We start from the raw sequence: 21,646 nt of genomic DNA on the forward strand, positions 1-21,646 counted from the left end.
TGGGGTGCCTTGCGCAGCGAAATAAAGGAGGAGGCCGCAGGCCGGGGGACATTCGCGGAGCAAGGTACCCCGTCGGCATGAGCGCACCCCGAAACGACCCGAAGTGCGCGAAGCCCAGGAAGAGCTTACTTTCTATCGATGCTGAACCGACCAGCGCCGAAAGCAGCGATCGCAAGCAGGCCACCGGCAATCGCGATGTTCTTGTTGAAGTTGATCTGCTGCATCATTTTCATCGCGTCGGGCGCGGACCAGTACTTGTGGAAGAACAGCGCCGTGACCACAGAGAAGATCGCCATCACGATGGCGGTCCAGCGGGTCTTGAAGCCCAGCAGCAGCGCAATGCCGAGGCCCAGTTCGATGAGGATCGCGATGGCCGCCGCTACTTCGGGCAGCGGCAGGCTGGCCGAGGTGATGTAGCCGACCGTGCCGCCGAAGCCCATGAGCTTGCCGATGCCGGCGGGAATGAACAGGTAGGCGACCAGGATGCGGCCGATCAGAGCGAGCGTGTCTTGTGTGGAATTGGTGGTGGTTGCGGTTGCGGTTGCCATGGTTGAAAACTCCTCGGTTGTTGAAAAAGAAAAAAGAGAAAAGAAAAGAACCGGGCGCACCACGCGCCCGGCAAGGGGGATCAGGCGGCCAGGTCGAACACCAGCACTTCGGCGTCCTTGCCGGCGCCCAGCGTCAGTTGCGATTCGCCTTGCAGCATCGCGGCGTCGCCGCCGACGAGCTTCTGGCCGTTCACTTCGAGCTCGCCGCGCACCAGGTGCACATAGCTCTTGCGCTGCGGGTCGAGCGCCAGGCCGGCCTTTTCCTCGCCGTCGAGCAGGCCGGCGTACAGGCGGGCATCGGCATGCACCGTCACCGAGCCGTCGCTGCCGTCGGGCGAGGCCACGAGGCGCAGCTTGCCGCGCTTCTCGGCGTCGGTGAACTGCTTCTGTTCGTAGCCCGGCGCAATGCCGCGCACATTCGGCTCGATCCAGATCTGCAGGAAGTGCGTGGTCTCGTCGGCCTTGTGGTTGAACTCGCTGTGCATCACGCCGCGGCCCGCGCTCATGCGCTGCACGTCGCCCGGCGGAATGCTTTCCACGTTGCCCATGCTGTCCTTGTGCGCCAGTTCGCCCGAGAGCACGTAGCTGATGATCTCCATGTCCTTGTGGCCGTGGGTGCCGAAACCGGCGCCCGCCGCCACGCGGTCTTCGTTGATCACCCGCAGGTTGCCGAAACCCATGTAGGCAGGGTCGTAGTAACCGGCGAAGGAAAAGCTGTGGAACGAGCGCAGCCAGCCATGGTCGGCATAACCGCGTTCCTGAGATTTACGGACTTGCAACATCGTCGAACTCCTTTGGCCCTGCCCCGTTGGGGTGTGCGGGCCTTTTTCGTATGCCGCGCCGGATGCGCAGCGGATGTGAAGAACTTTAGGTCCGCACCCCATTCGGAAAGACGCCTCGGTTTGATGGCACCATTCAAATAATTTGATCAATGGAGCCCCTATGCCCAGCCCCCGAGACGTGCTGACCCCCGACGCCCTCGCCATGCTCCAGACCGTGGCCGGCACTGGCAGCTTTGCTGCCGCCGCCCGCTCGCTGAACCTCGTGCCGAGCGCGTTGAGCTACCGCGTGCGCCAGATCGAGGACGCGCTCGACGTGCTGCTGTTCGACCGCAGCGCCCGCCAGGCGCGGTTGACCGAGGCCGGCGCCGAACTGCTGCGCGAGGCCGACCGGCTGCTGGCCGAGATCGATGCGGTGGCCAACCGGGTGAAGCGCGTGGCCACGGGCTGGGAGCCGATGCTGACCATCGCGGTCGACAGCGTGATCGCGCGCGACCCGCTGCTCGACCTGGCCACCGCCTTCTTCGCCCTCGAGCCGCCGACGAGGCTCAAGCTGCGCGACGAGACGCTGCTGGGCACCATCGAGGCGCTGACCACCGGCGAGGCCGACCTGGCCATCGGCGCGGTGCTCGATGCGGCGAGCCTGACGTTCACCGCCACCGGCATCCGCAGCCGGCTGATCGGCGAGCTGCGTTTCGTCTACGCCGTGGCGCCGCAACATCCGCTGGCGCGCGTGTCCGAGCCGCTGAGCGACGCGGTGATGCGGCAGCACCGCGCGGTGGCCGCAGCCGATTCGGCGCGGCACGGCCCCAGCATGACGTTGAACCTCGTGAGCGGGCAGGACGTGCTCACCGTGCCGAGCATGCAGGCCAAGATCGCGGCGCAGCTGCACGGGCTGGGCGGTGGCTTCCTGCCGGAGCCGATGGCGCGGCCGTACATCGAGGCCGGGCACCTGGTCGAGCTGAAGACGGAGCGCAAGCCGCCACTTGGAACGATGCATTGCGCATGGCGCGTGCGCAGCGCGGGCAAGCCGGGGAAGGCGCTCGAATGGTGGCTGGCGCAGTTCGAGCACGAAGGCACGCGGCGCGCGTTGCTCGATCGGCATCGGGGCCGATAAGTATTGCCGAGGATCGCGCGGCTTCGCTAAGGGTGTGCCCTCAGGCGAAGCCCCTCTCGGACCGATGTAGAGTGCAGACACATCCAACCGCATTCCCACCCAGAAGAAAAGAGTCTGCAATGAGCACTCGCGCAACTGCCAAGCCCTCCGTCCGCCACCGAACCCCAGCCACCCCGCGCCATTACGCCGTCGTCGGCGCTGGCATTGCCGGGGTGGCCTGTGCGCGAACGCTGGTGCAAGCCGGCCACAAGGTCACGCTGTTCGAACGCGAGGCCACGGCCGGCGGACGCATGGCGAGCATCGACACCGCCTTCGGCCGCTTCGACAGCGGCGCGCAGTACTTCACCGTGCGCGACCCGCGCTTTGCGCTCGCGCTGGCAAGCACGCCCGGCCTGTGCAAGCGCTGGAGCGCCAACCTCGTGCGCGTGCTCGACGCCCACGGCCGCGTAGCCGAGGCGGCCCTGCCCTCGCTCGAGCCGCACTGGGTGGCGCAGCCCGGCATGGATGCGCTGGTGGCCCATTGGGCCAAGCCGCTCGGCGACAGCCTCGTCGCCGGCACGCAGGTCACGCAGATCGAGCCCGATGCACTTGCCCCCCAGCGCTGGCAGCTGCGCACCACGGGCACCGACGACTCCCGGCACGTGTATTCGGGCTTCGACGCCGTGCTGCTCGCCGTGCCGCCCTCGCGCGCCCGCGCGCTGCTGGGCGACGGCAAGCTCTCGGCCGCGCTCAGCCGCAAGATCGAACCCGTGCGCATCGCGCCCTGCTGGACGCTGATGATTGCCTACCCTCAGGCCAACCAGCCCACCATGTCGCACCTCGGCCCGCAGTGGAATGCGGCGCGCAGTACCCACCACCGCGTGGCATGGCTGGCGCGCGAATCCTCCAAGCCCGGCCGCGAGCCCGTCGAACGCTGGACGCTGCAGGCCAGCGCCGCATGGTCGCAGGAACACGTGCGCGACACGCCCACGCGCGTCGAGGCCAAGCTGCTGCGCGCCTTCGCCGAGATCACCGGCGTCCATGCCACCCCCGCGCACGCCCAGGCGCTGTGCTGGAGCGAAGCGCAGACACAGGTGCCGATGGGCACCACCCACCTCTGGGACGCCAAGGCGCACATCGGCGTGGCTGGCGACTGGTGCACCGGCCACCGCGTGGAAGACGCGTTCCTCTCCGGCCTGTCGCTCGCACTCGAAGTCATCTGACCGGGAGATGATGAGGGAGACCGGCCGCTTCGCGCCCTCGCCCACCGGCCCGCTGCATGCGGGTTCTCTCGTGGCAGCGCTGGCAAGCTGGCTCGACGTGCGCGCCCGCGGTCCGCAGGCGCGCTGGCTGGTCCGTATCGAAGACGCCGATACCGAGCGCTGCCTGCCCGGCATGGGCGAGCACATCCTCCAGCAGTTGGCCGATTGCAGCCTTCTGCCCGACGAAGCCCCCGTGTGGCAGACCCAGCGCACCGCGCGCTACGAAGCCGCACTGGCCAGGCTGCAGGCCTGCGACCTGGCCTACCCCTGCGGCTGCTCGCGCAAGGACATCAACCAGGCGCTCGCGCGCCTCGGCCTGCGGCACGAGCGCCACGGCGAGCGGGTCTATCCCGGCACCTGCCGCAACGGACTGCACGGCAAGCCGGCGCGCGCCTGGCGCTTCGCCACCGCGAAGTTCGAAGCCGACCAGCCGCCCACACCGGGCGTGCCCTGGGAGGAAGAAGACGCCGACGCCCCGGATGCCGGCAGCGAACTCTGCTGGACCGACCGCCGCCTCGGCCGCCAGTGCCAGAACGTGAGCCGCGAAGTCGGCGACTTCGTGCTGCGCCGCGCCGATGGCCCGTGGGCCTATCAGCTCGCCGTGGTGGTCGACGATGCCGAACAGGGCGTGACCGACGTGGTCCGCGGCGAGGACCTCACCGACAACACGGCGCGCCAGATCCTGCTGCAGCGCGCGCTCGGTTTTCCCACACCCAGCTACCTGCACACACCGCTGGTGCGCGGCGCCGATGGCGACAAGTTGTCGAAGCAGAACGGCGCCACCTCGATCGACACGGGCACGCCCGAAGCTGCCTTGGCCGCACTGGACAGCGCCGCGCGCGTGCTCGGCCTGCGCCCCACCACGGCCACCGGCTGCGCGGACGCCCTGGCCGGCTGGGTGCCCGAATGGCGCGCTCTCTACAATTCGCAGCCGTAATGAATTCTCCCGACACCGTGTCCAACGACCTCCCGCGCAGCGACGATGCGCCCTCTTCCGAAGGCAGCGACGACGCGGCCAAGCCGCACCCGCTGCATCGCCGCCTCAAGAGCTTCGTGAAGCGCGCCGGCCGCACCACCGACGGCCAGGCACGCGCCTTTTCCGAACTGGGCCCGCTGTTCCTGCTGCCCTACAAGCCCGAACCGCTCGACCTGACTGCCGCCTTCGGCGGCCGCGCCGGCCCCACGGTGCTGGAGATCGGCTTCGGCATGGGCGAGGCCACTGCGCACATCGCCACCGTGCTGCCCGAGACCAACTTCCTCTGCTGCGAAGTGCACGAGCCCGGCGTGGGCGCGCTGCTCAAGCGCATCGGCGAGCAGTCGCTGTCGAACATCCGCATCTGCGCCCACGACGCGGTCGACGTGCTCGACCACATGCTGCAGCCCGGCACCCTGGCCGGCGTGCACGTGTTCTTCCCCGACCCGTGGCACAAGAAGCGCCACAACAAGCGCCGCCTGATCCAGCCCGAGTTCGTGACCAAGCTCGCGCAGCACCTGCGCCCTGGCGGCTACATCCATTGCGCCACCGACTGGCAGCCCTATGCCGAGCAGATGCTCGAAGTGCTGTCGGCCGAGCCGCTGCTGCGCAACACGGCCGAAGGCTATGCACCCAAGCCCGGCTACCGCCCTCTCACCAAGTTCGAGAACCGCGGCATCAAGCTGGGGCATGGCGTGTGGGACCTGGTGTTCGAGCGGGTCGCATCGACCTGACCACGCCCTGTCAGCGGGCTTGAGCGCCCCGGTGGGGCGTGGCACGATCCCGCGGATGACCAGCAAACCCGAAGCGGCGCAGCATCTGCGCGACCTCGCACGGCTGCGCCGCGTTCGCGACCGCATCGACCGGGAATACGCACAGCCGCTGGACGTCGAGGCGCTCGCCTATGGCGTGCACATGTCGGCCGGACACCTCAGCCGCCAGTTCCGGCTCGCCTACGGCGAGTCGCCCTATTCCTATCTGATGACCCGGCGCATCGAACGCGCGATGGCACTGCTGCGCCGCGGCGACCTCAACGTCACCGAGGTCTGCTTCGAGGTCGGCTGCTCGTCGCTGGGCACCTTCAGCACGCGCTTCGCCGAACTGGTCGGCGTGCCGCCCAGCACCTACCAGCGCCAAGCCGCGCATGCGGCCGCGGGAATGCCGGCGTGCGTGGCGAAACAGGTCACCAGACCGATCAGAAATCGAGAAGCGCCACTCGAAGGTCCGAATCTAGACTGGCCGGCCTGACAACACCTGGACTGGACCGAGCACCATGAACATCACCATTCACGCGAGTTTTCTCCCCCACAACGACCCCGAAGCCTCCCTGGCCTTCTACCGCGACCTCCTCGGCTTCGAGGTCCGCAACGACGTCGGATACGGGGGCATGCGCTGGATCACGGTCGGCCCCGCTGGCCAGCCCGGCACGTCCATCGTGCTGGCGCCGCCGGCCGCCTACCCCGGCATCACCGACGACGAGCGCCGCACCATCGCCGAGATGATGGCCAAGGGCACCTATGCCGCTATCCTGCTGGCCACTCCCGATCTCGAGGACACCTTCGCACGGCTGCAGTCCAGCGACACCGAGATCGTCCAGGATCCGACCGACCAGCCGTACGGCGTTCGCGACTGCGCCGTACGCGATCCTGCGGGCAGCCTGATCCGCATCCAGCAGCTGTCCTGAGCCGGCTCCTCGCGACCAGGAGGCCGAGCTAACCCGCCTTCCCCCTTGGCCCCGAAATTGCTACACTTTTTTACTAATGTGAAAGAAGGTGTCCAATGAACGGATCACGCAGAGAGTGGTTGGGCAAGGCATGGGGCGCGGTGATGCTGGGCAGCGGCATCGGCATTGCTCACCCCGCCATGGCGCAGTCCGCGCGCACGGCGGCCGGCGCACCGCGTGTCGTACTGCTTGGGCAATCGGTGCCGCTCACGGGCAGTGCCAACGAGATCGGCACCGCCTTCGCCGCCGGCAGCCGCCTCGCGGTGAGCGACTTCAACGAACGCAACGCCGCCAGCGGCCTGCAGCTGAAGCTGCTGCAGCTCGACGACGGCTACGACGCGGCCCGCGCCGCCGTCAACGCGCGCACCCTGCTCACCACCCAGAAGGCTGACATGCTCTTCGGCTTCGTCGGCACGGCCAGCAGCGAGGCCGGCGCCAACGTTGCGACGCAGCAGGGCAGCCTGCTGTTCGCGCCCTTCGCGGCCTCCGACACGCTGCGCGGCGCCGACCATCCCAACGTGTTCCACGTGCGGCCCGGCATGATCGACGAGGCCCTGAAAATCGTGAAGCAGTGCGCCACCGTGGGGCAGACCCGCGTGGCGCTGGTGGGCGACGACGACGCGATGGGCCGCGCCGGCCTCGCGGCCGTCGAGCAGGCCATCAGCGAACTCAAGCTCACGCCGCTGGTCGCAACCGCACTGGTGCCGCCGACCGGCGACAAGCTCGACGCAGCCTTGAAGGCGGTGCAGCAGCAGTCGCCCCAGGCCATTGTGCTGGTGTCGCTCTCGGGCACCACGGCCAACGCCATCCGCAAGCTGCGCAAGAGCGGCTATGCGGGCAACTTCATGGCCTTCTCCATCGTCGGCATCGACCCGCTCTACGCCACGCTCGGCAAGGACATCGGCGGCATCGTGATCTCCCAGGTGGTGCCCTCGCCGCGGCCATCGGCCATTCCCATCGTCAAGGAGTACCTTGCGGCCGTCGACAACTCCGACCAGACCGCGTCGTACGAAGGCCTCGAAGGCTTCATCGCGGCCAAGGCGGCCGGCGAGGCCGTGCGCCGCGCGGGCCGCGGCTTCAACACGGCGAGCCTGCTGCGTGTGATGTCCGGCATGACCGACTACGACGTGGGCGGCTTCCGCATCAACCTGCGCCCGGGCCTGCGCGACAGCGTGCGCAGCATCGACCTCATCAGCATCTCCGCCGACGGCCGCGTATTGCGCTGATGCCTGCGCACGGGCTCAACCCGTGCTCACCAGCGCCTGCAGCGCATCGATCGACCGCAGCTCGATGCGCCCGTAGCCCAGTGCGACGACGCCCTCGCCTGCCAGCGCATTGAGCTCCTTCGACAGCGTCTGCCGCGTCACGCCCAGCATCATGGCAAGCGCCTCCTGCGGCAGCTGCAGTTGGTGCCGCAGGTGCACCGATTGCGTGGCATCGCCGCGCGCCAGCACCAGCAGCCGGTGCGCCACGCGGGCGCGCAGGCTGCGCAGCATGGCGTCTTCCGTCAGGCCGTAGAGCATGCGCACGCGTGCCGCCAGCATCGCGGCGATGGCGTTGGAGAAGACCACGTCGCGCATCAGCTGCACGAAAGCCGCGGGCGGCACTGCGAGCAGGTCGAGCGCTTCCAGCGCGGTGGCGTCGTGCGTGCGCGGCGAGCCGTCGATCAGCGTGATCTCGCCAAACCAGTTGCCGGGCTCCAGCACGGCGAGGATGGCCTCGCGCCCGTCCTGCCGCAGAGACGAGATCTTGATGGTGCCGGCCACCAGCCCATAGAAGCCGCCGCCAGCCGCGTGAATGGGATCGCCCTGGCGAAACACCATCGCGCCGCGCCGTGCATGGATGAGCTCGGCCGCGCCGAGCAGCGCCTCCCGCTGCGCGCGCGGAATGCTGGTGAACCATGGATTGCCCTCGAGGGCACCGCGATGCGCGGCAGAGAGGCGGGGTTTGGACGAAGCGGCCATGCGGGCGGGGGTTTACCAGAACCCCGCATTGTCAAATTCTTGACAGTTCCGCGTCAAGCGCAGGCATACAGTGACCGGCACCCACAAGAACGGAGACCTCACGATGAGCAACGCACGCGCAAGTTTCAGGAGCATGCAGGAAAGCACGCGCGAAGACTGGCAGCTGATCGGCGGCGAGTTCATGCAGTTCGCGGGCGGCCTGCCCGCACGCGTGATCAAGCACCTGCAGATCCTCGAAGGCGACTACGGCGGCTTTCCGGTCGACCGCTACACGCACTCGCTGCAGACCGCCACGCGCGCGCTGCGCGACGGCCGCGACGAGGAGTACGTGGTGTGCGCGCTGCTGCACGACATCGGCGACACGCTCGGCAGCTTCAACCACCCCGACATCGCCGCCGCCATCCTCAAGCCCTTCGTGAGCGAAGCCAATCACTGGATGGTGCAGCACCACGGCATCTTCCAGGGGCACTACTTCTTCCATCACATCGGGCTGGACCGCGACATGCGCGACAGCTTCAAGGACCATCCGCACTACGAGCGCACGGCCGAGTTCTGCGCTCTCTACGACAACCCCGCTTTCGACCCCAAGGCCGAGACCCTGCCGATCGGGGAATTCGAACCCATGCTGCGCCGCCTGATGGCACAGCCGAAGCAAAGCATCTACAAGGCGGCCTTGCAAGAGCCGGCTGCGGCCTGATGCCGAACTCCATAACCACCAAAGGACACCACGCCATGAACGCCACCACCCAACCCGAAATCCAGAAGCTCGTCTCCGCCGAGGAGTGGCAACTGCGCGTCGACCTTGCCGCCTGCTATCGCCTCGTGGCGCTGTACGGCTGGAGCGACCTGGTGTTCACGCACATCAGCGCACGCATCCCCGGCCCGGAGCACCACTTCCTGATCAACCCCTACGGCCTGATGTTCGACGAGATCACCGCGTCGAGCCTGGTGAAGGTCGACCAGCAGTGCAACAAGATCATCGACTCGCCCTACCCCGTGAACCCGGCCGGCTTCGTTATCCACAGCGCCGTGCATGCCGCGCGCGAAGACATCCAGTGCGTGCTGCACACCCACACCAAGGCCGGCATTGCCGTCAGCGCGCAGAAAAACGGCGTGCTGCCCATCAGCCAGCAGTCGACCTTCGTGCTGGCCTCGCTGGCCTACCACGACTACGAAGGCGTGGCCTTTCGCGACGACGAGAAGCCGCGCCTGCAGGCCGACATGGGGAGCGCCAACTTCCTCATGCTGCGCAACCACGGCCTGCTGACCTGCGGCAAGACCATCGCCGACGCCTTCCTCTCGATGTACACCTTCGAGAACACCTGCCAGATCCAGATTGCGGCGCAGTCGGGCGGCAGTGAACTCACGCAGGTGAACCCCAAGATCGTCGAGGGCGTGGGCCAGGCAATGAAGGTGCAGACCGGCGGCATGGGCGGCCAGTTCGTCTGGCCTTCGCTGATCCGCAAGCTCGACCGCATCGACGACAGCTACAAACAATAAGACGCGCGCCGCCCGCTGTTTTCGCGGCCGACGGCGCCTGCGCGATGATCGGGCGATGGAACTCCGGCAACTGCGCTACTTCGTCAAGGTCTGCGAGCTTCGCAGCATGGGCCGCGCGGCCGTGGAGTTGGGGGTGGTCACCTCGGCGCTGAGCCAGCAGATCAGCCGGCTCGAAAGCGAACTCTCGACGCGGCTGCTGCGCCGCCATTCGACCGGCGTCATGCCCACCGACGCGGGCCTGGCCTTCCTGCACCAGGCGCAGCTCACGTTGCGCCACGCCGACGACGCCGTGCGCGCCGCCCAGCAGGCGCGCCTGTCGGGCCATGTGAGCGTGGGCCTGGCGCCCACCACCGCCACCGTGCTGGGTGTGCCGCTGATGCAGGCCATGCAGGCGCGTTACCCCGAAGTGCGCCTGCACATGGTCGAGGCGCTGTCAGGTCACCTCACGACGATGCTGCACGCGCGCCAGCTCGACCTGGCCGTGCTGTTCCAGACCGACACGCCGCGGCGCTGGAGCGTGGCGCCGCTGCTGGCCGAAAAGCTTTTCGTGATCGCCTCGCCCACGCTGTCACCGCGCCCCACCGGTGCGAAGGTGCGGCTGTCGCAGCTGGCCGAAGTGCCGCTGATCCTGCCCAGCGGCAGCCACGGCCTGCGAGCCACGCTGATGGCCGCCTTTGCGCGGGCACGCGTGGCGCCGCGCATCGTGGCCGAGGTCGATGGCCTGGCATTGCTGATGGACGCGGTGCGCGCCGGCCACGGTGCGACCATCCAGCCCGGCGCCGCCACGGCGCGGCACGACCGCGACGATCTCGTGCTCACGCAGATTTCCGACGCGCACGTGGGCCGGCGCAACCTGCTCGTGAGTCTGTCGGACGACGAGCTCTCGCCCGCCGCGCTGGCCGCGCGCGTGGTGGTGGCCGAGACCGCGCGCACGCTGGTGCGCGAAGGCCGCTGGGCCGGCGCAAGTCTTCTCGATCACTGAACACCTGTTGCTTCTTTTGGCCTTTCGCGTGAAGGCTTCACTCCCTAAAGTCTCCTGCATTCCAAGGAGACCCACGAGTGATAGACGTACTGGTTGTCGGTGGCGGCAATGCCGCGCTGTGCGCCGCGCTGATGGCGCGCGAGGCCGGCGCTTCGGTGCTGCTGCTGGAGGCTTCGCCCAAAGAATGGCGTGGCGGCAATTCGCAGCACACCCGCAACCTGCGCTGCATGCACGACGCGCCGCAGGATGTGCTGGTCGATGCCTACCCTGAAGAGGAGTACTGGCACGACCTGCTGAAAGTGACGGGAGGCCTCACCGACGAGCACCTCGCGCGGCTGGTGATCCGCGCCTCGTCGAACTGCCGTGACTGGATGCGCAGCCACGGCGTGCACTTCCAGCCGCCGCTGTCGGGCGCGCTGCACGTGGCGCGCACCAATGCCTTCTTCATGGGCGGCGGCAAGGCGCTCGTCAACGCCTACTACCGCAGCGCCGAAAGGCTGGGCGTGCAGATCCGCTACGACTCGCCCGTGGCCTCGGTCGAACTCGACGGCGACCGCTTCGTTGCCGTGCACACCGAAGCCGGCGGGCGCATCGCGGCAAAAAGCTGCGTGCTGGCCTCGGGCGGTTTCGAGTCGAACCGCGAGTGGCTGCGCGAAGCGTGGGGCCGAAACGAACGCGGCGAATGGCCGGCCGACAACTTCCTGATCCGCGGCACGCGCTTCAACCAGGGCGTGCTGCTCAAGCACATGATCGATGCGGGCGCCGACAGCATCGGCGATCCGTCGCAGGGCCACATGGTGGCCATCGACGCGCGCGCACCGCTGTACGACGGCGGCATCTGCACGCGCATCGACTGCGTGTCGCTCGGCGTGGTGGTCAACCGCGACGCGCAGCGCTTCTACGACGAGGGCGAAGACTTCTGGCCCAAGCGCTACGCGATCTGGGGCCGGCTCGTGGCCCAGCAGCCGGAGCAGATCGCCTGGTCGGTCATCGATCAGAAAGCGGTCGGGCGCTTCATGCCGCCGGTGTTCACCGGCACGCAGGCAAACACGCTCGGCGAACTCGCGCTGAAGCTCGGCCTGGACCAAGCCGCCTTCGTTCGCACCGTGCAGGACTACAACGCCGCCTGCCGCGTCGGCCGCTTCGACCACACGGCGCTGGACGATTGCCACACCGAAGGCCTCGCGCCCGCCAAGACGCACTGGGCGCGGCCGATCGACACCGCACCCTTCTACGGCTACCCCCTGCGCCCCGGCATCACCTTCACGTATCTCGGCCTGAAGGTGGACGAGACCGCCGCCGTGCGCTTCGGCGGCCGGCCGAGCCCCAACCTCTTCGTGGCCGGCGAAATGATGGCCGGCAACGTGCTGGGCAAGGGCTACACGGCTGGCGTGGGCATGAGCATCGGCACGGCCTTCGGGCGCATCGCCGGCACGCAAGCGGCGAACGCAGCAAAGAACGTCTCAAAGCAATCTCCGGAGGCCGCCCTTGCAGCAGCTCACTGACCTCGTCGCGCGCGCCCGTGCCGATGCCGACGGCATCGGCGGCAATCCCACGTCGCGCGTGATCCCGATCCAGCCCGCCCTGCCGCTGACCGCGCCTGAAGGCGAGGTCGCACGCATCCTGCAGATCTGCAACGCCTGCCGCTACTGCGAAGGCTTCTGTGCCGTGTTCCCCGCGATGACGCGACGGCTCGAATTCGGCAAGGCCGATACGCATTACCTCGCAAACCTCTGCCACAACTGCGGTTCGTGCCTGCATGCCTGCCAGTACGCACCGCCGCACGAGTTCGCGGTGAACGTGCCACAGGCGATGGCGCAAGTGCGCCTGCAGACCTACCACGACTACGCATGGCCGCCCGTGATGGGCGCGCTCTACAAAAAGGCCGGGCTCACCGTCGCGCTCGCACTGGCGGGCGGGCTCGCGCTGTTCCTCGTGCTGGCCGTGGCGATGTCGGGCGCGCTGCTGCACGAACCGCTTGCGGGCAACTTCTACGCGATCTTTCCGCACAACTTCCTCGCCCTGGTGTTCGGCGCGGTGTTCCTGTTCGTGATGTTCGCGCTGGCGATGGGCACGCGCCGCTTCTGGCGCGAGGTGTCGCCCGCGAACGATCCAGGCAACGCCCCCGACCTGCCGGGCGTGCGCCGCGCGGCCGGCGCCGAAGCCGCGCACGACGCGCTGCGCCTGAAGTACCTCGACGGCGGCCACGGCGAGGGATGCAACAACGACGACGACCGCTTCACCCTCTGGCGTCGGCGCTTCCATCACTTCACCTTCTACGGCTTCATGCTGTGCTTTGCCTCGACCTGCGTGGCGACGCTCTATCACTACCTGTTCGACCTGCACGCGCCCTACGCGCTCACGAGCCTGCCGGTGCTGCTGGGCGCTGCAGGCGGCATCGGCCTCGCGATCGGTCCCGTCGGTCTGCTCTGGCTGAACCTGCGTCGCCACGCCGCGCACGGCGACGCGGCGCAGCGGCCGATGGACCGCGGCTTCATCGCGCTGCTGCTGCTCACCAGCCTCACCGGCCTGGCGCTGCTGGCCTGGCGCGACACCCGCTTCATGGCGCTGCTGCTCGCGGTGCACCTGGGCGTGGTGATGGCGCTCTTTCTCACGCTGCCCTACGGCAAGTTCGCGCACGGCATCTTCCGCTGCGCGGCGCTGCTGAAGTTCGCCATCGAGAAGCGCCTGCCGAGCCGGCTGCGGCTGGGCGCGGACTGAATGCGCGAGACCCTTCACCTCCACAACAACACCGAGACCTCAAGACCATGAACCGACACACCTTCCTTCGCACCACCATCGCCGCACTGATGCTCGCCAGCGGCGCGGCATCCGCCGCCGAATGGCCGACGAAACCCATCACGCTCGTCGTCCCCTTCGTGGCCGGGGGCACCACCGACATCGTCGCGCGCACCATCGGCCAGAAGCTCTCCGAATCGCTCAAGCAGCCGGTGATCGTCGACAACCGCGGCGGGGCAGGCGGCACCGTGGGCGCGACCATCGCGTCGAAGGCGCCGGCCGATGGCTACACGCTGTTCCTCGCCACCATCGCGCACGCGATCGCGCCGGGCCTCTACAAGAAGCTCGCCTATGACTTCCAGCGCGACTTCGATCCCGTCGCGCTCGCGGCTTCCACGCCCAACGTGCTGATCGTCAACGAGAAGGTGCCTGCACGGACAGTGGCCGAACTCGTCGCGTACATCAAGGCCAACCCCGGCAAGGTCAACTTCGGCTCGGCCGGCAACGGCAGCACCGAGCACATCTCGGGCGAACTGTTCCGCTCGATGACGAAGACCGACATCGTGCACGTGCCCTACAAGGGCGGCGCGCCGATGATGGCCGACCTGATGGGCGGGCAGATCCAGATGGCCATCGAGACCAGCCCCTCGGCCTCGCCGCACATCAAGGCCGGCAAGGTGCATGCGCTGGCCGTGACCACGAAGGCGCGCTCGCCCGCCTATCCTGGTGTGCCGACGCTCGACGAAGCCGGCCTCAAGGGCTACGACATGACGACATGGTTCGCGCTCATGGCGCCGCACGGCACGCCGCCCGAGATCGTGCAGCGCCTGAACACCGAACTCGCCCGCGCGGTGCAACAGCCCGATGTGATCAAACGTTTCGAGGAACAGGGTGTAACGGCCGGGAACATGAAACCCACGGAACTGGCCAACTTCATCGGCACCGAGACGACCAAGTGGGTCAAAGTGGCGAAGGAAGCCGGCGCCACCGCCGAATAGGCGGGCCGGCTCGGACAAGCCCCTACGGCCAGGGCGGAAACCCGCTGGCCGGGGCCGGCGTGCATTGTCTGCAGAATAGAGGGCCATGCACGTTCGAAAAGCCGCGGTTCCCGCCCTCGTTTTCCTCCTTTCCGCACTCTCCTTCCCCGCCCTGCTTCCTCCCGCCACTGCGGCGTCCGTTTCCAAGGACCTTCAACCCTCCCGCTCGCCCGACGCCGCCGAGGCCCGCATCGAATCGCTCATCGCCCGCATGACGGTGCAGGAGAAGGCCGGCCAGCTGAGCCTCTACGGCCCGGCCGATATCGACACCCCCAACAACCCGCAGGCCGGCTCGCGCAACGTGCAGCAGGAAGCCGCCGACGTGCGCGCCGGCCGCCTCACCGGCCTGTTCAACAACGCGGGCCTCGAAGGCAAGCGGCGGCTACAGCAGATGGCGGTGAACGAGTCGCGCCTGGGCATTCCGCTGATCTTCGGTGCGGACGTGATCCACGGCTTTCGCACCATGTTCCCGATGCCGCTGGCCGAGGCGTCGAGCTGGGAGCCCGCGCTCGCCGAGCGCACCGCGCGCGCCGCGGCGATCGAAGCCACGGCCGACGGCTTCCGCTGGACCTTCGCGCCGATGGTCGACGTCGCGCGCGACGCGCGCTGGGGCCGCGGCCTCGAAGGCGCGGGCGAAGACGCGTACCTTTCCAGGCAGTTTGCCGCCGCGCGCGTGCGCGGCTTCCAGGGCCCCGACCTCTCTCGGCCCGACGCCATGCTGGCCACGCCCAAGCACTTCGCGGCCTATGGCGCGGCCGAGGGCGGACTCGACTACAGCGTGAGCGACATCTCCGAGCGCACGCTGCGCGAGGTGTACCTGCCGCCCTTCCGCGCGGCACTGGACGCGGGCGCGCTGTCGATCATGAGCGCCTTCAACGAGATCGGCGGCGTGCCTTCCACCGCCAATCCCGCGCTGCTCACGGGCGTGCTGCGCGACGAATGGAAGTTCAAGGGCTTCGTGGTGTCCGACTACACGGCCGACGAGGAACTGGTGGAGCACGGCTACGCCGCCAACCCGCGCGAAGCGGCCAGACAGGCCTTCATGGCCGGCACCGACGTGAGCATGCAGAGCGGCCTGTACGCGCGCTACCTGCCCGACCTGGTAGCGTCGGGCGAAGTGCCGATGGCGCGGCTCGACGACGCGGTGCGGCGCGTGCTGCGCGTAAAGCAGAAGCTCGGCCTGTTCGACGACCCCATGCGCGGCCTCGACGGCCCGCCTGCCGCGCAACGCACAGAGAACCCCGAGTTCATCGCGCTGGCCCGCGAGAGCGCGCGCCGCTCCATCGTGATGCTGAAGAACGAGCGCGCGCTGCTGCCGCTGTCCAAGGCCGGCACGAAGATCGCGCTGATCGGCCCCTTCGCCGAGGGCACTGTCGACCTGATGGGCGCCTGGAGCCTGTCCCCGGGCCAGTCGGCGCCGGTGGGCGTCGACCAGGGTCTGCGCGCGGCACTGGGGGCCGATTCGTCGGTGAACGTCGTGCGCGGCTCGGGCATCGAGTCGGCGTTGCCCGGTGGCATCGACGCCGCGGTGGCCGCCGCGCGCGATGCGGACGTGGTGCTGCTGGCCATCGGCGAGAGCCAGAAGATGTCGGGCGAGGCGCGCTCGCGCGCCGACATCGGCCTGCCGCAGGCGCAGCAGGACCTGGCCGAAGCCGTGGCCGCCACCGGCAAGCCGGTGGTCGTGCTGCTGAGCAACGGCCGCGCGATGGCGCTCAAGGGTGCGGTGCGCGATGCGCGCGCCATCCTCGTCACATGGTTCCTGGGCGTGCAGACCGGCAACGCGATCGCCGACGTGGTGTTCGGCGACTTCAATCCCTCGGGCCGCCTGCCCGTGAGCTTTCCGCAGACGGCGGGACAGGTGCCCTACTACTACGGCCACAAGCGCACCGGCCGCCCCTCGCCCGAGAACGCACCGGGCACGGCCTTCAGGACCCGCTACCTGGACGCGACCAACGAGGCGCTCTACCCCTTCGGCTTCGGCATCGGCTATGCACCGGTGCACTACGACGGCGTGGAGCTGAGTTCGGAGCGCCTGCCGCTGTCGGGCACGCTGCGCGTGCGCGCCACCGTCAGCAACACCGGCCAGCGCGAGGCCGAGGAAGTGGTGCAGCTCTACATCGCCCAGCGCGCCGCCAGCGTGACCCGGCCCGTGCGCGAGCTCAAGGAATTCCGCAAGGTCGACATTGCGCCCGGCGCATCGACGGTCGTCGAGTTCGCGCTCACGGCCAACGACCTGGCATTCGTCGGCCGCGACATGAAGCCGGCCGTGGAGCCCGGCGATTTCGATCTCTGGGTGGGGCCTTCGGCTGCGGGCGGCATTCGCAAGCAGTTCGCTCTCACGCGGGAATGAAGCCGTCGACGCCCGTCAGGGGCGGTGCGCCCTGCGGCAGTTTCAGTCGAGCCCGTGGAACATGCTGTCGTCCGGCCCGATGTGCGAGGGCGGCGTCCAGGCGGCGTCGCGCATCGAGCGGCTCACGAGCTTTTCCACGCCCAGCAGCGTGGCGAAGATCGCCATGCGCACGGGAATCCCGTTGTCGGTCTGGCGGAAGATGGCCAGGCGCGGGTCGTTGTTGAGGTCGACGCTGAGGTCGTGCGAGCCCGGGCGGCCGTCGCGCGGCAGCGGGTGCATCACGACCACGTCTGGCTTGCAGGCCGATTCGACGAGTGCGCGGTTGATCTCGAAGGCGTTGTCGAAGCCCTCCAGCACTTCGTCGTGCGCGAAGCGCTCCTTCTGGATGCGCGTGGCGTAGATGATGTCGGCGCCGGCCAGCGCCTGCGCCGGCGCGGCCGCGGTCTCGACCGCGTGGCCGTTGCGGCTCACGGCGTCCACGATTTCCGCCGGCATGGCGAGCGAGGGCGGCGAGATGAGCGTGAACTTCAGCCCCTTGTACAGCGCGAGCAGCTTGATGAGCGAGTGCACGGTGCGCCCGTATTTCAGGTCGCCGACCATGGCGATGTGCGCACCGTCCACCAGCTTCCCCAGACGCGAGAACTCGCGCTGGATGGTGTACAGGTCTAGCAGCGCCTGGCTCGGGTGCTCGCCCGGTCCGTCGCCGCCGTTGATGACCGGCACGTTGGTGGCGCGCGCGAATTCGGCGACCGAGCCCTGCTCCGGATGCCGCACCACGATGGCGTCGACATAGCCGCTGATCACTCGGCTGGTGTCGTAGATCGATTCGCCCTTGGCCATGGACGAGAAGGTGAAGCCGGTGGTGTCGCACACCGAACCGCCCAGCCGGCAAAACGCCGCGCCGAAGCTCACACGCGTGCGCGTGCTGGCCTCGAAGAAAAGATTGGCCAGCACGGCGCCTTCGAGCACGCGGCTGACCTTGCGCCGCCGCGCGATGGGCTGCATGACGTCAGCCAGCTGGAACAGCTCGTCGATGGCGTCGCGGTTGAACTGGTTGACCGAGAGCAGGTGGTGCGAGCCTTCAATGGCAAGCGACCTTCGCAAGGCGCTTTCATATGCGCTTTGCGTATATTCCGCGCGACGCCCGTCCGAAGCCAGGATTTCGCTCACGAAGCGCCGGGCCACTTCGGGCATGGCCCGGAATTCATTGGACTCGTCGGGTAGCAGCCAGGCGTCGAGCGCCCGTCTGCGGCTGCCGATGCGTTCGGCAAAGGCGTCGCGCGTCATGTTGAGTTGACGCATCGCGTCGCGGAGGAGCACCTGTTGCGGCATGTTCATGGGCCACAAGCATATACTCAATGCGTATATTTTCAAAGCAAAACGAACAAGCGCCCGCCGTTTTGGCTACCTACGGGTCTTCCTCGCGGGCTTCTTCGCCACCTGGCGCTGCGAGCGCTGCCGCAGCGTCGAACCCGAACCGCGCGGCGGGTTCGCCGGCGCCACCTCGTGCTGGCTCGCCCTCGAAGTGAAATCGCATGTCTTCACCGCCAGCTCGACGATGCGCGCGCCAGCGTGGGACTGGCGTTGTCGCACCGCCCCCCGGTGACCTCGTCATCGGCGATGCGGATGGCGTGGTCGTCGTCGAGCGGGAGAAGGTGGAGACGCTTCTTCAGGCGGCGGCGAAGAAGGTCGAGGACGAGGCTGCGCGCATCGAGGCCATCAAGAATGGCAACACGGCTGCCAAATGGCTGAACTCCGCGCTGCGCAACGCGAGCGTTCTCAAGGAAAACGAGACCCTCTAGGGTCGGGCGTCATCAGCCGATAACGCGGACTACACGAAGCGAACACGAAGAAAAGGCCCGAAGGCCCGTTCTTCATGCTTGCCAGTTCGGCTTACAGGCCTGCCTGGCGCGTGAACGACACGCTGGGCTTCTTGTAGGCTTGCGGCACTTCGTCGCGGTAGAACGCGCGGCGATCAAGGCTGGCGAGCGGATCGTGAGCCTTGGCAACGGCTTCGGCTTGCACGGTCGCGCGGTTGGCGGTCGACGTGAAGGTCTGTGCGCCAGCGCTGGAGGCATCGGCGTACTCGTTGCCGGCGCGTGCGGCGGCAGCGGCCTGCGGTGCGACTTCGGCGCGGGTGACAGAAGAGTTCACGACGTGCACGCCGTCGTAGGTTTCTGCATGGGCTCCGGCAGCGGCCAGGAGCGAGAGAGCAGCAGCAGCGAGGATCTTCGAGGCATTCATTTCAATCTCCTTCAGATGGTTGGTTGGTGAGGAGAAGTTTGATCCTGAAAAGCCTCGAAAAACACCGGCAAAAGGAACCACGGCGTTCACAGGATTGAAACAATCGAACCCTTGAAAACAGCCGGTCGTCAGTGGCTGATCATCCACGGTCGCCGCGACGGCGCAGACTTGGCCCCGCTCGGCGCCGTCACCGTCGCACTTCGTTTGCCCGAGCCGCAGCAGCCGCACCCCGCCGGATGCTTGAAGCGCGCGTAGTCGCGCGAGTTGCCCGGCTCGTGCCGCGCGCGCTCGTTGGTTTCCATGGCGCGGCGCGTGCCCGAGGCCATCAGTGCGAGCCGCGGCGCGGCCGACAGCACGCGCGGCGAAGCGCATCCGCAATCGGGGCACGCAGCCGCCTCGTCGCGCAGGCCTGAGGGCCGCAACGCCTCGAAGCCGCCGCACTGCCCGCAGGCGTAGTCGTAGGTCGGCATGGCTTGCTTCAGCGCAGGTCGTGCGACAGCGGCATGTCGATGCTGCCGTCGATGAACTTCACCGGGCCCGAGGCGTTCGGGTTGATGTCGAAGTCGAAGATGCCCGTGGGCAGCCACAGCGTGGCGCACGAGTTGGGCACGTCGACCACCCCGCTGATGTGGCCCTGAACCGGCGCCGTGCCCAGGATCGAATAGGCCTGCGCGCCCGAGTAGCCGAACTTCTTCAAGTACTCGATGGCGTTCAGGCAGGCCTGGCGGTAGGCCACGTTCACGTCGAGGTAGTGCTGCTTGCCGCTCTCGTCGACCGAGATGCCTTCGAAGATCAGGTAGTCGTTGTACTGCGGCGTGATCGGGCTGGGCTTGAAGATCGGGTTCTTGATGCCGTACTTGGCCATGCCGCCCTTGATGAGCGTGACCTTCATGTGCACCCAGCCAGCCATCTCGATGGCGCCGCAGAAGGTGATCTCGCCGTCGCCCTGGCTGAAATGCAGATCGCCCACGCTCAGGCCGGCGCCATCGACGTACACGGGGAAGAACACCTTCGAACCGCGCGACAAATCCTTGATGTCGCAGTTGCCGCCGTGCTCGCGCGGCGGCACGGTGCGCGCGCCTTCGGCGGCTGCCTTGGCGCGGGCTTCACCGGTCATCTTTCCCATGTGGGCAGTGCCCGCAAACGGCGGGTTCGCGAGGCCGGGCACACGTTCCGGATCGGTGGCGATAAGGGCCTTCTCGCGCTCGTTCCACATGTCGAGCATGGGCTTGTCGGGCAGGCAGCCGATCAGGCCGGGGTGGATCAGCCCCGCGAAGTTCACGCCCGGAACGTGGCGTGAACTGGTGAACATGCCCTTGAAGTCCCAGATCGATTTCTGCGCCTCGGGGAAGTGGTCGGTCAGGAAGCCGCCGCCGTTCTTCTTCGAGAAGAAACCGTTGAAGCCCCAGAGGCTGTCCTGCTTGGCGCCGATGTCGAGCAGATCGACCACCAGCAGGTCGCCGGGCTCCGCGCCCTTCACGCCCACGGGGCCCGAGAGGTAGTGCACGGTGCTCAGGTCGATGTCGCGCACGTCGTCGGCGCTGTCGTTGTTCTTGATGAAGCCGCCGGTCCAGTCGAAAGTCTCGAGGATGAAGTCGTCGCCCGGGTTGACCCAGCAGGCCATCGGAATGTCCGGATGCCAGCGATTGTGGATGTTCTCGTTCTCGACGGGCGACTTGGTCAGGTCGACCTTGATCAGCGTGTCAGTCATGTGCAGTGGCTCCTGGTTGGGTTGGTTGCGGTCAGGTCAAACGGAGAGATAGGCCTTGATGTGGTCGACATCTGTCTTGTCGCGCGCGGTCTCGTGCACGAACCGGCCGCCTTCGATGACGAAGAGCCTGTCGGCCACGTCCATCGCGAAACTGAGCACCTGCTCGGACACGACGATGGTGATGCCGCGCAGCTTGCGGATCTCGTTGAGCGCCTTGGCGATATCCTTGATGATCGAAGGCTGGATACCTTCGGTGGGCTCGTCGAGCAGCAGCACCTTGGGGTCGGTGACGAGGGCGCGCGCAATCGCAAGTTGCTGCTGCTGGCCGCCGGAGAGGTTGCCGCCCTTGCGGGTCTTCATGTCCCACAGCACGGGGAACAGCGCGTAGATTTCCTCGGGGATTCGGCGGGTCTTCGAGTTTTCCAGGCCGGTCTGGATGTTCTCTTCCACCGTCAGCGTCGGGAAGATCATGCGGCCTTGCGGCACGTAGGCGATGCCCTTGGCGACGCGGCGGAAGCTCTCGTCGCGCGACACGTCCTGCCCCGCCACCTCGATGCGCCCGCTCTTCAGCGGCAGCACGCCCATCAGGCCCTTGAAGAGCGTGGTCTTGCCCATGCCGTTGCGGCCCATGATGGCGATGGTTTCGTTGGCATGGCCCTCGAACGAGATGCCATGCAGCGCCTCGCTCTGGCCGTAGGCGACGTGCAGGTCTTCGACCTTCAGGTTGATGTTGCTCAT

The 21,646-nt window shown here is 67.8% G+C and carries 23 protein-coding genes and 1 pseudogene; 16 read left to right on the forward strand and 8 right to left on the reverse strand.

Annotated elements, in window-relative coordinates; translation table 11 throughout:
- Positions 1-125 precede the first annotated feature (125 nt).
- Both ACCD11_RS01770 and ACCD11_RS01775 read right to left on the reverse strand, forming a co-directional pair.
- Complete coding sequence (locus ACCD11_RS01770; protein ID WP_413312009.1) at positions 126-548, reverse strand: DoxX family protein; 423 nt, start codon at positions 546-548, stop codon at positions 126-128.
- An 80-nt stretch (positions 549-628) separates the two neighbouring features.
- Positions 629-1,330 (reverse strand): pirin family protein, encoded by a 702-nt coding sequence (locus tag ACCD11_RS01775; protein ID WP_007834897.1) that lies wholly within the window; start codon positions 1,328-1,330, stop codon positions 629-631.
- 160 nt (positions 1,331-1,490) lie between these two features.
- On the opposite strand from ACCD11_RS01775, the gene ACCD11_RS01780 reads away from it, so the two are divergent.
- The 7 genes from ACCD11_RS01780 to ACCD11_RS01810 all read left to right on the forward strand — a co-directional run bounded on the left by ACCD11_RS01780 (position 1,491) and on the right by ACCD11_RS01810 (position 7,607).
- Positions 1,491-2,444, forward strand: coding sequence for a LysR family transcriptional regulator (locus ACCD11_RS01780; protein WP_413312011.1), 954 nt, complete (start codon positions 1,491-1,493; stop codon positions 2,442-2,444).
- Positions 2,445-2,563: 119 nt separating this feature from the next.
- Positions 2,564-3,646, forward strand: coding sequence for an NAD(P)/FAD-dependent oxidoreductase (locus tag ACCD11_RS01785; RefSeq protein WP_413312012.1), 1,083 nt, complete (start codon positions 2,564-2,566; stop codon positions 3,644-3,646).
- A 10-nt stretch (positions 3,647-3,656) separates the two neighbouring features.
- Positions 3,657-4,622: a tRNA glutamyl-Q(34) synthetase GluQRS gene (gene gluQRS, locus ACCD11_RS01790; RefSeq protein WP_413312218.1), complete on the forward strand. Its 966-nt coding sequence runs from the start codon at positions 3,657-3,659 to the stop codon at positions 4,620-4,622.
- Positions 4,622-5,392, forward strand: coding sequence for a tRNA (guanosine(46)-N7)-methyltransferase TrmB (trmB, locus tag ACCD11_RS01795; protein ID WP_413312013.1), 771 nt, complete (start codon positions 4,622-4,624; stop codon positions 5,390-5,392). The genes gluQRS and trmB overlap by 1 nt, the downstream gene beginning before the upstream one ends.
- 55 nt (positions 5,393-5,447) lie before the next feature.
- Entirely contained in the window at positions 5,448-5,906 is a 459-nt protein-coding gene (locus ACCD11_RS01800; RefSeq protein WP_413312015.1) for a helix-turn-helix transcriptional regulator, read from the forward strand.
- A 25-nt stretch (positions 5,907-5,931) separates the two neighbouring features.
- Entirely contained in the window at positions 5,932-6,342 is a 411-nt protein-coding gene (locus ACCD11_RS01805) for a VOC family protein (RefSeq protein WP_413312017.1), read from the forward strand.
- Between the two features lie 95 nt (positions 6,343-6,437).
- The gene (locus ACCD11_RS01810; RefSeq protein WP_413312019.1) at positions 6,438-7,607 is read left to right on the forward strand and encodes an ABC transporter substrate-binding protein; all 1,170 of its coding nucleotides are present in this window, start codon (positions 6,438-6,440) and stop codon (positions 7,605-7,607) included.
- Positions 7,608-7,622: 15 nt separating this feature from the next.
- Here the strand turns inward: ACCD11_RS01810 and ACCD11_RS01815 are convergent, their stop codons facing one another.
- Positions 7,623-8,345, reverse strand: coding sequence for a Crp/Fnr family transcriptional regulator (locus ACCD11_RS01815; protein WP_007834912.1), 723 nt, complete (start codon positions 8,343-8,345; stop codon positions 7,623-7,625).
- A 103-nt stretch (positions 8,346-8,448) separates the two neighbouring features.
- Between ACCD11_RS01815 and ACCD11_RS01820 the strand changes: the two genes are divergently transcribed.
- From ACCD11_RS01820 to bglX, 7 genes are all read left to right on the forward strand, one after another.
- A complete protein-coding gene (locus ACCD11_RS01820; protein WP_413312021.1) occupies positions 8,449-9,042 on the forward strand; it encodes an HD domain-containing protein in 594 nt (197 codons plus the stop codon).
- Positions 9,043-9,077: 35 nt separating this feature from the next.
- Entirely contained in the window at positions 9,078-9,845 is a 768-nt protein-coding gene (locus tag ACCD11_RS01825) for a class II aldolase/adducin family protein (RefSeq protein WP_007834916.1), read from the forward strand.
- Between the two features lie 55 nt (positions 9,846-9,900).
- Positions 9,901-10,827, forward strand: coding sequence for a LysR family transcriptional regulator (locus tag ACCD11_RS01830; protein ID WP_007834918.1), 927 nt, complete (start codon positions 9,901-9,903; stop codon positions 10,825-10,827).
- 77 nt (positions 10,828-10,904) lie between these two features.
- Positions 10,905-12,332: an FAD-dependent tricarballylate dehydrogenase TcuA gene (gene tcuA / locus ACCD11_RS01835; RefSeq protein WP_413312024.1), complete on the forward strand. Its 1,428-nt coding sequence runs from the start codon at positions 10,905-10,907 to the stop codon at positions 12,330-12,332.
- Entirely contained in the window at positions 12,316-13,548 is a 1,233-nt protein-coding gene (tcuB, locus tag ACCD11_RS01840; RefSeq protein WP_413312025.1) for a tricarballylate utilization 4Fe-4S protein TcuB, read from the forward strand. The genes tcuA and tcuB overlap by 17 nt, the downstream gene beginning before the upstream one ends.
- Before the next feature lie 47 nt (positions 13,549-13,595).
- The gene (locus tag ACCD11_RS01845) at positions 13,596-14,564 is read left to right on the forward strand and encodes a Bug family tripartite tricarboxylate transporter substrate binding protein (protein WP_007834925.1); all 969 of its coding nucleotides are present in this window, start codon (positions 13,596-13,598) and stop codon (positions 14,562-14,564) included.
- Positions 14,565-14,649: 85 nt separating this feature from the next.
- On the forward strand, positions 14,650-16,953 hold the full coding sequence (gene bglX, locus ACCD11_RS01850; RefSeq protein WP_413312027.1) for a beta-glucosidase BglX: 2,304 nt from the start codon (positions 14,650-14,652) through the stop codon (positions 16,951-16,953).
- A gap of 42 nt (positions 16,954-16,995) precedes the next feature.
- Here the strand turns inward: bglX and ACCD11_RS01855 are convergent, their stop codons facing one another.
- A complete protein-coding gene (locus tag ACCD11_RS01855; protein WP_413312028.1) occupies positions 16,996-18,291 on the reverse strand; it encodes an aspartate carbamoyltransferase in 1,296 nt (431 codons plus the stop codon).
- Here ACCD11_RS01855 and ACCD11_RS01860 point away from each other — a divergent pair.
- The gene (locus tag ACCD11_RS01860) at positions 18,284-18,559 is read left to right on the forward strand and encodes a hypothetical protein (RefSeq protein WP_413312226.1); all 276 of its coding nucleotides are present in this window, start codon (positions 18,284-18,286) and stop codon (positions 18,557-18,559) included. The genes ACCD11_RS01855 and ACCD11_RS01860 overlap by 8 nt on opposite strands.
- Positions 18,549-18,755 (forward strand): annotated as a pseudogene (locus tag ACCD11_RS01865) (RraA family protein); the annotation flags it as partial. The gene ACCD11_RS01860 and the pseudogene ACCD11_RS01865, both read left to right, overlap by 11 nt.
- A gap of 91 nt (positions 18,756-18,846) precedes the next feature.
- On the opposite strand, the gene ACCD11_RS01870 reads toward ACCD11_RS01865, so the two are convergent.
- From ACCD11_RS01870 to urtE, 4 genes are all read right to left on the reverse strand, one after another.
- On the reverse strand, positions 18,847-19,197 hold the full coding sequence (locus tag ACCD11_RS01870; protein ID WP_056521981.1) for a hypothetical protein: 351 nt from the start codon (positions 19,195-19,197) through the stop codon (positions 18,847-18,849).
- 128 nt (positions 19,198-19,325) lie between these two features.
- Complete coding sequence (locus ACCD11_RS01875) at positions 19,326-19,667, reverse strand: zinc ribbon domain-containing protein (RefSeq protein ID WP_007834949.1); 342 nt, start codon at positions 19,665-19,667, stop codon at positions 19,326-19,328.
- An 8-nt stretch (positions 19,668-19,675) separates the two neighbouring features.
- The gene (gene fmdA / locus ACCD11_RS01880) at positions 19,676-20,908 is read right to left on the reverse strand and encodes a formamidase (RefSeq protein ID WP_413312031.1); all 1,233 of its coding nucleotides are present in this window, start codon (positions 20,906-20,908) and stop codon (positions 19,676-19,678) included.
- A 36-nt stretch (positions 20,909-20,944) separates the two neighbouring features.
- Positions 20,945-21,646, reverse strand: coding sequence for an urea ABC transporter ATP-binding subunit UrtE (gene urtE / locus ACCD11_RS01885; RefSeq protein WP_007834953.1), 702 nt, complete (start codon positions 21,644-21,646; stop codon positions 20,945-20,947).

The sequence above is a fragment of the Variovorax sp. Varisp36 genome (assembly GCF_047304235.1).
Taxonomy (GTDB): domain Bacteria; phylum Pseudomonadota; class Gammaproteobacteria; order Burkholderiales; family Burkholderiaceae_C; genus Variovorax.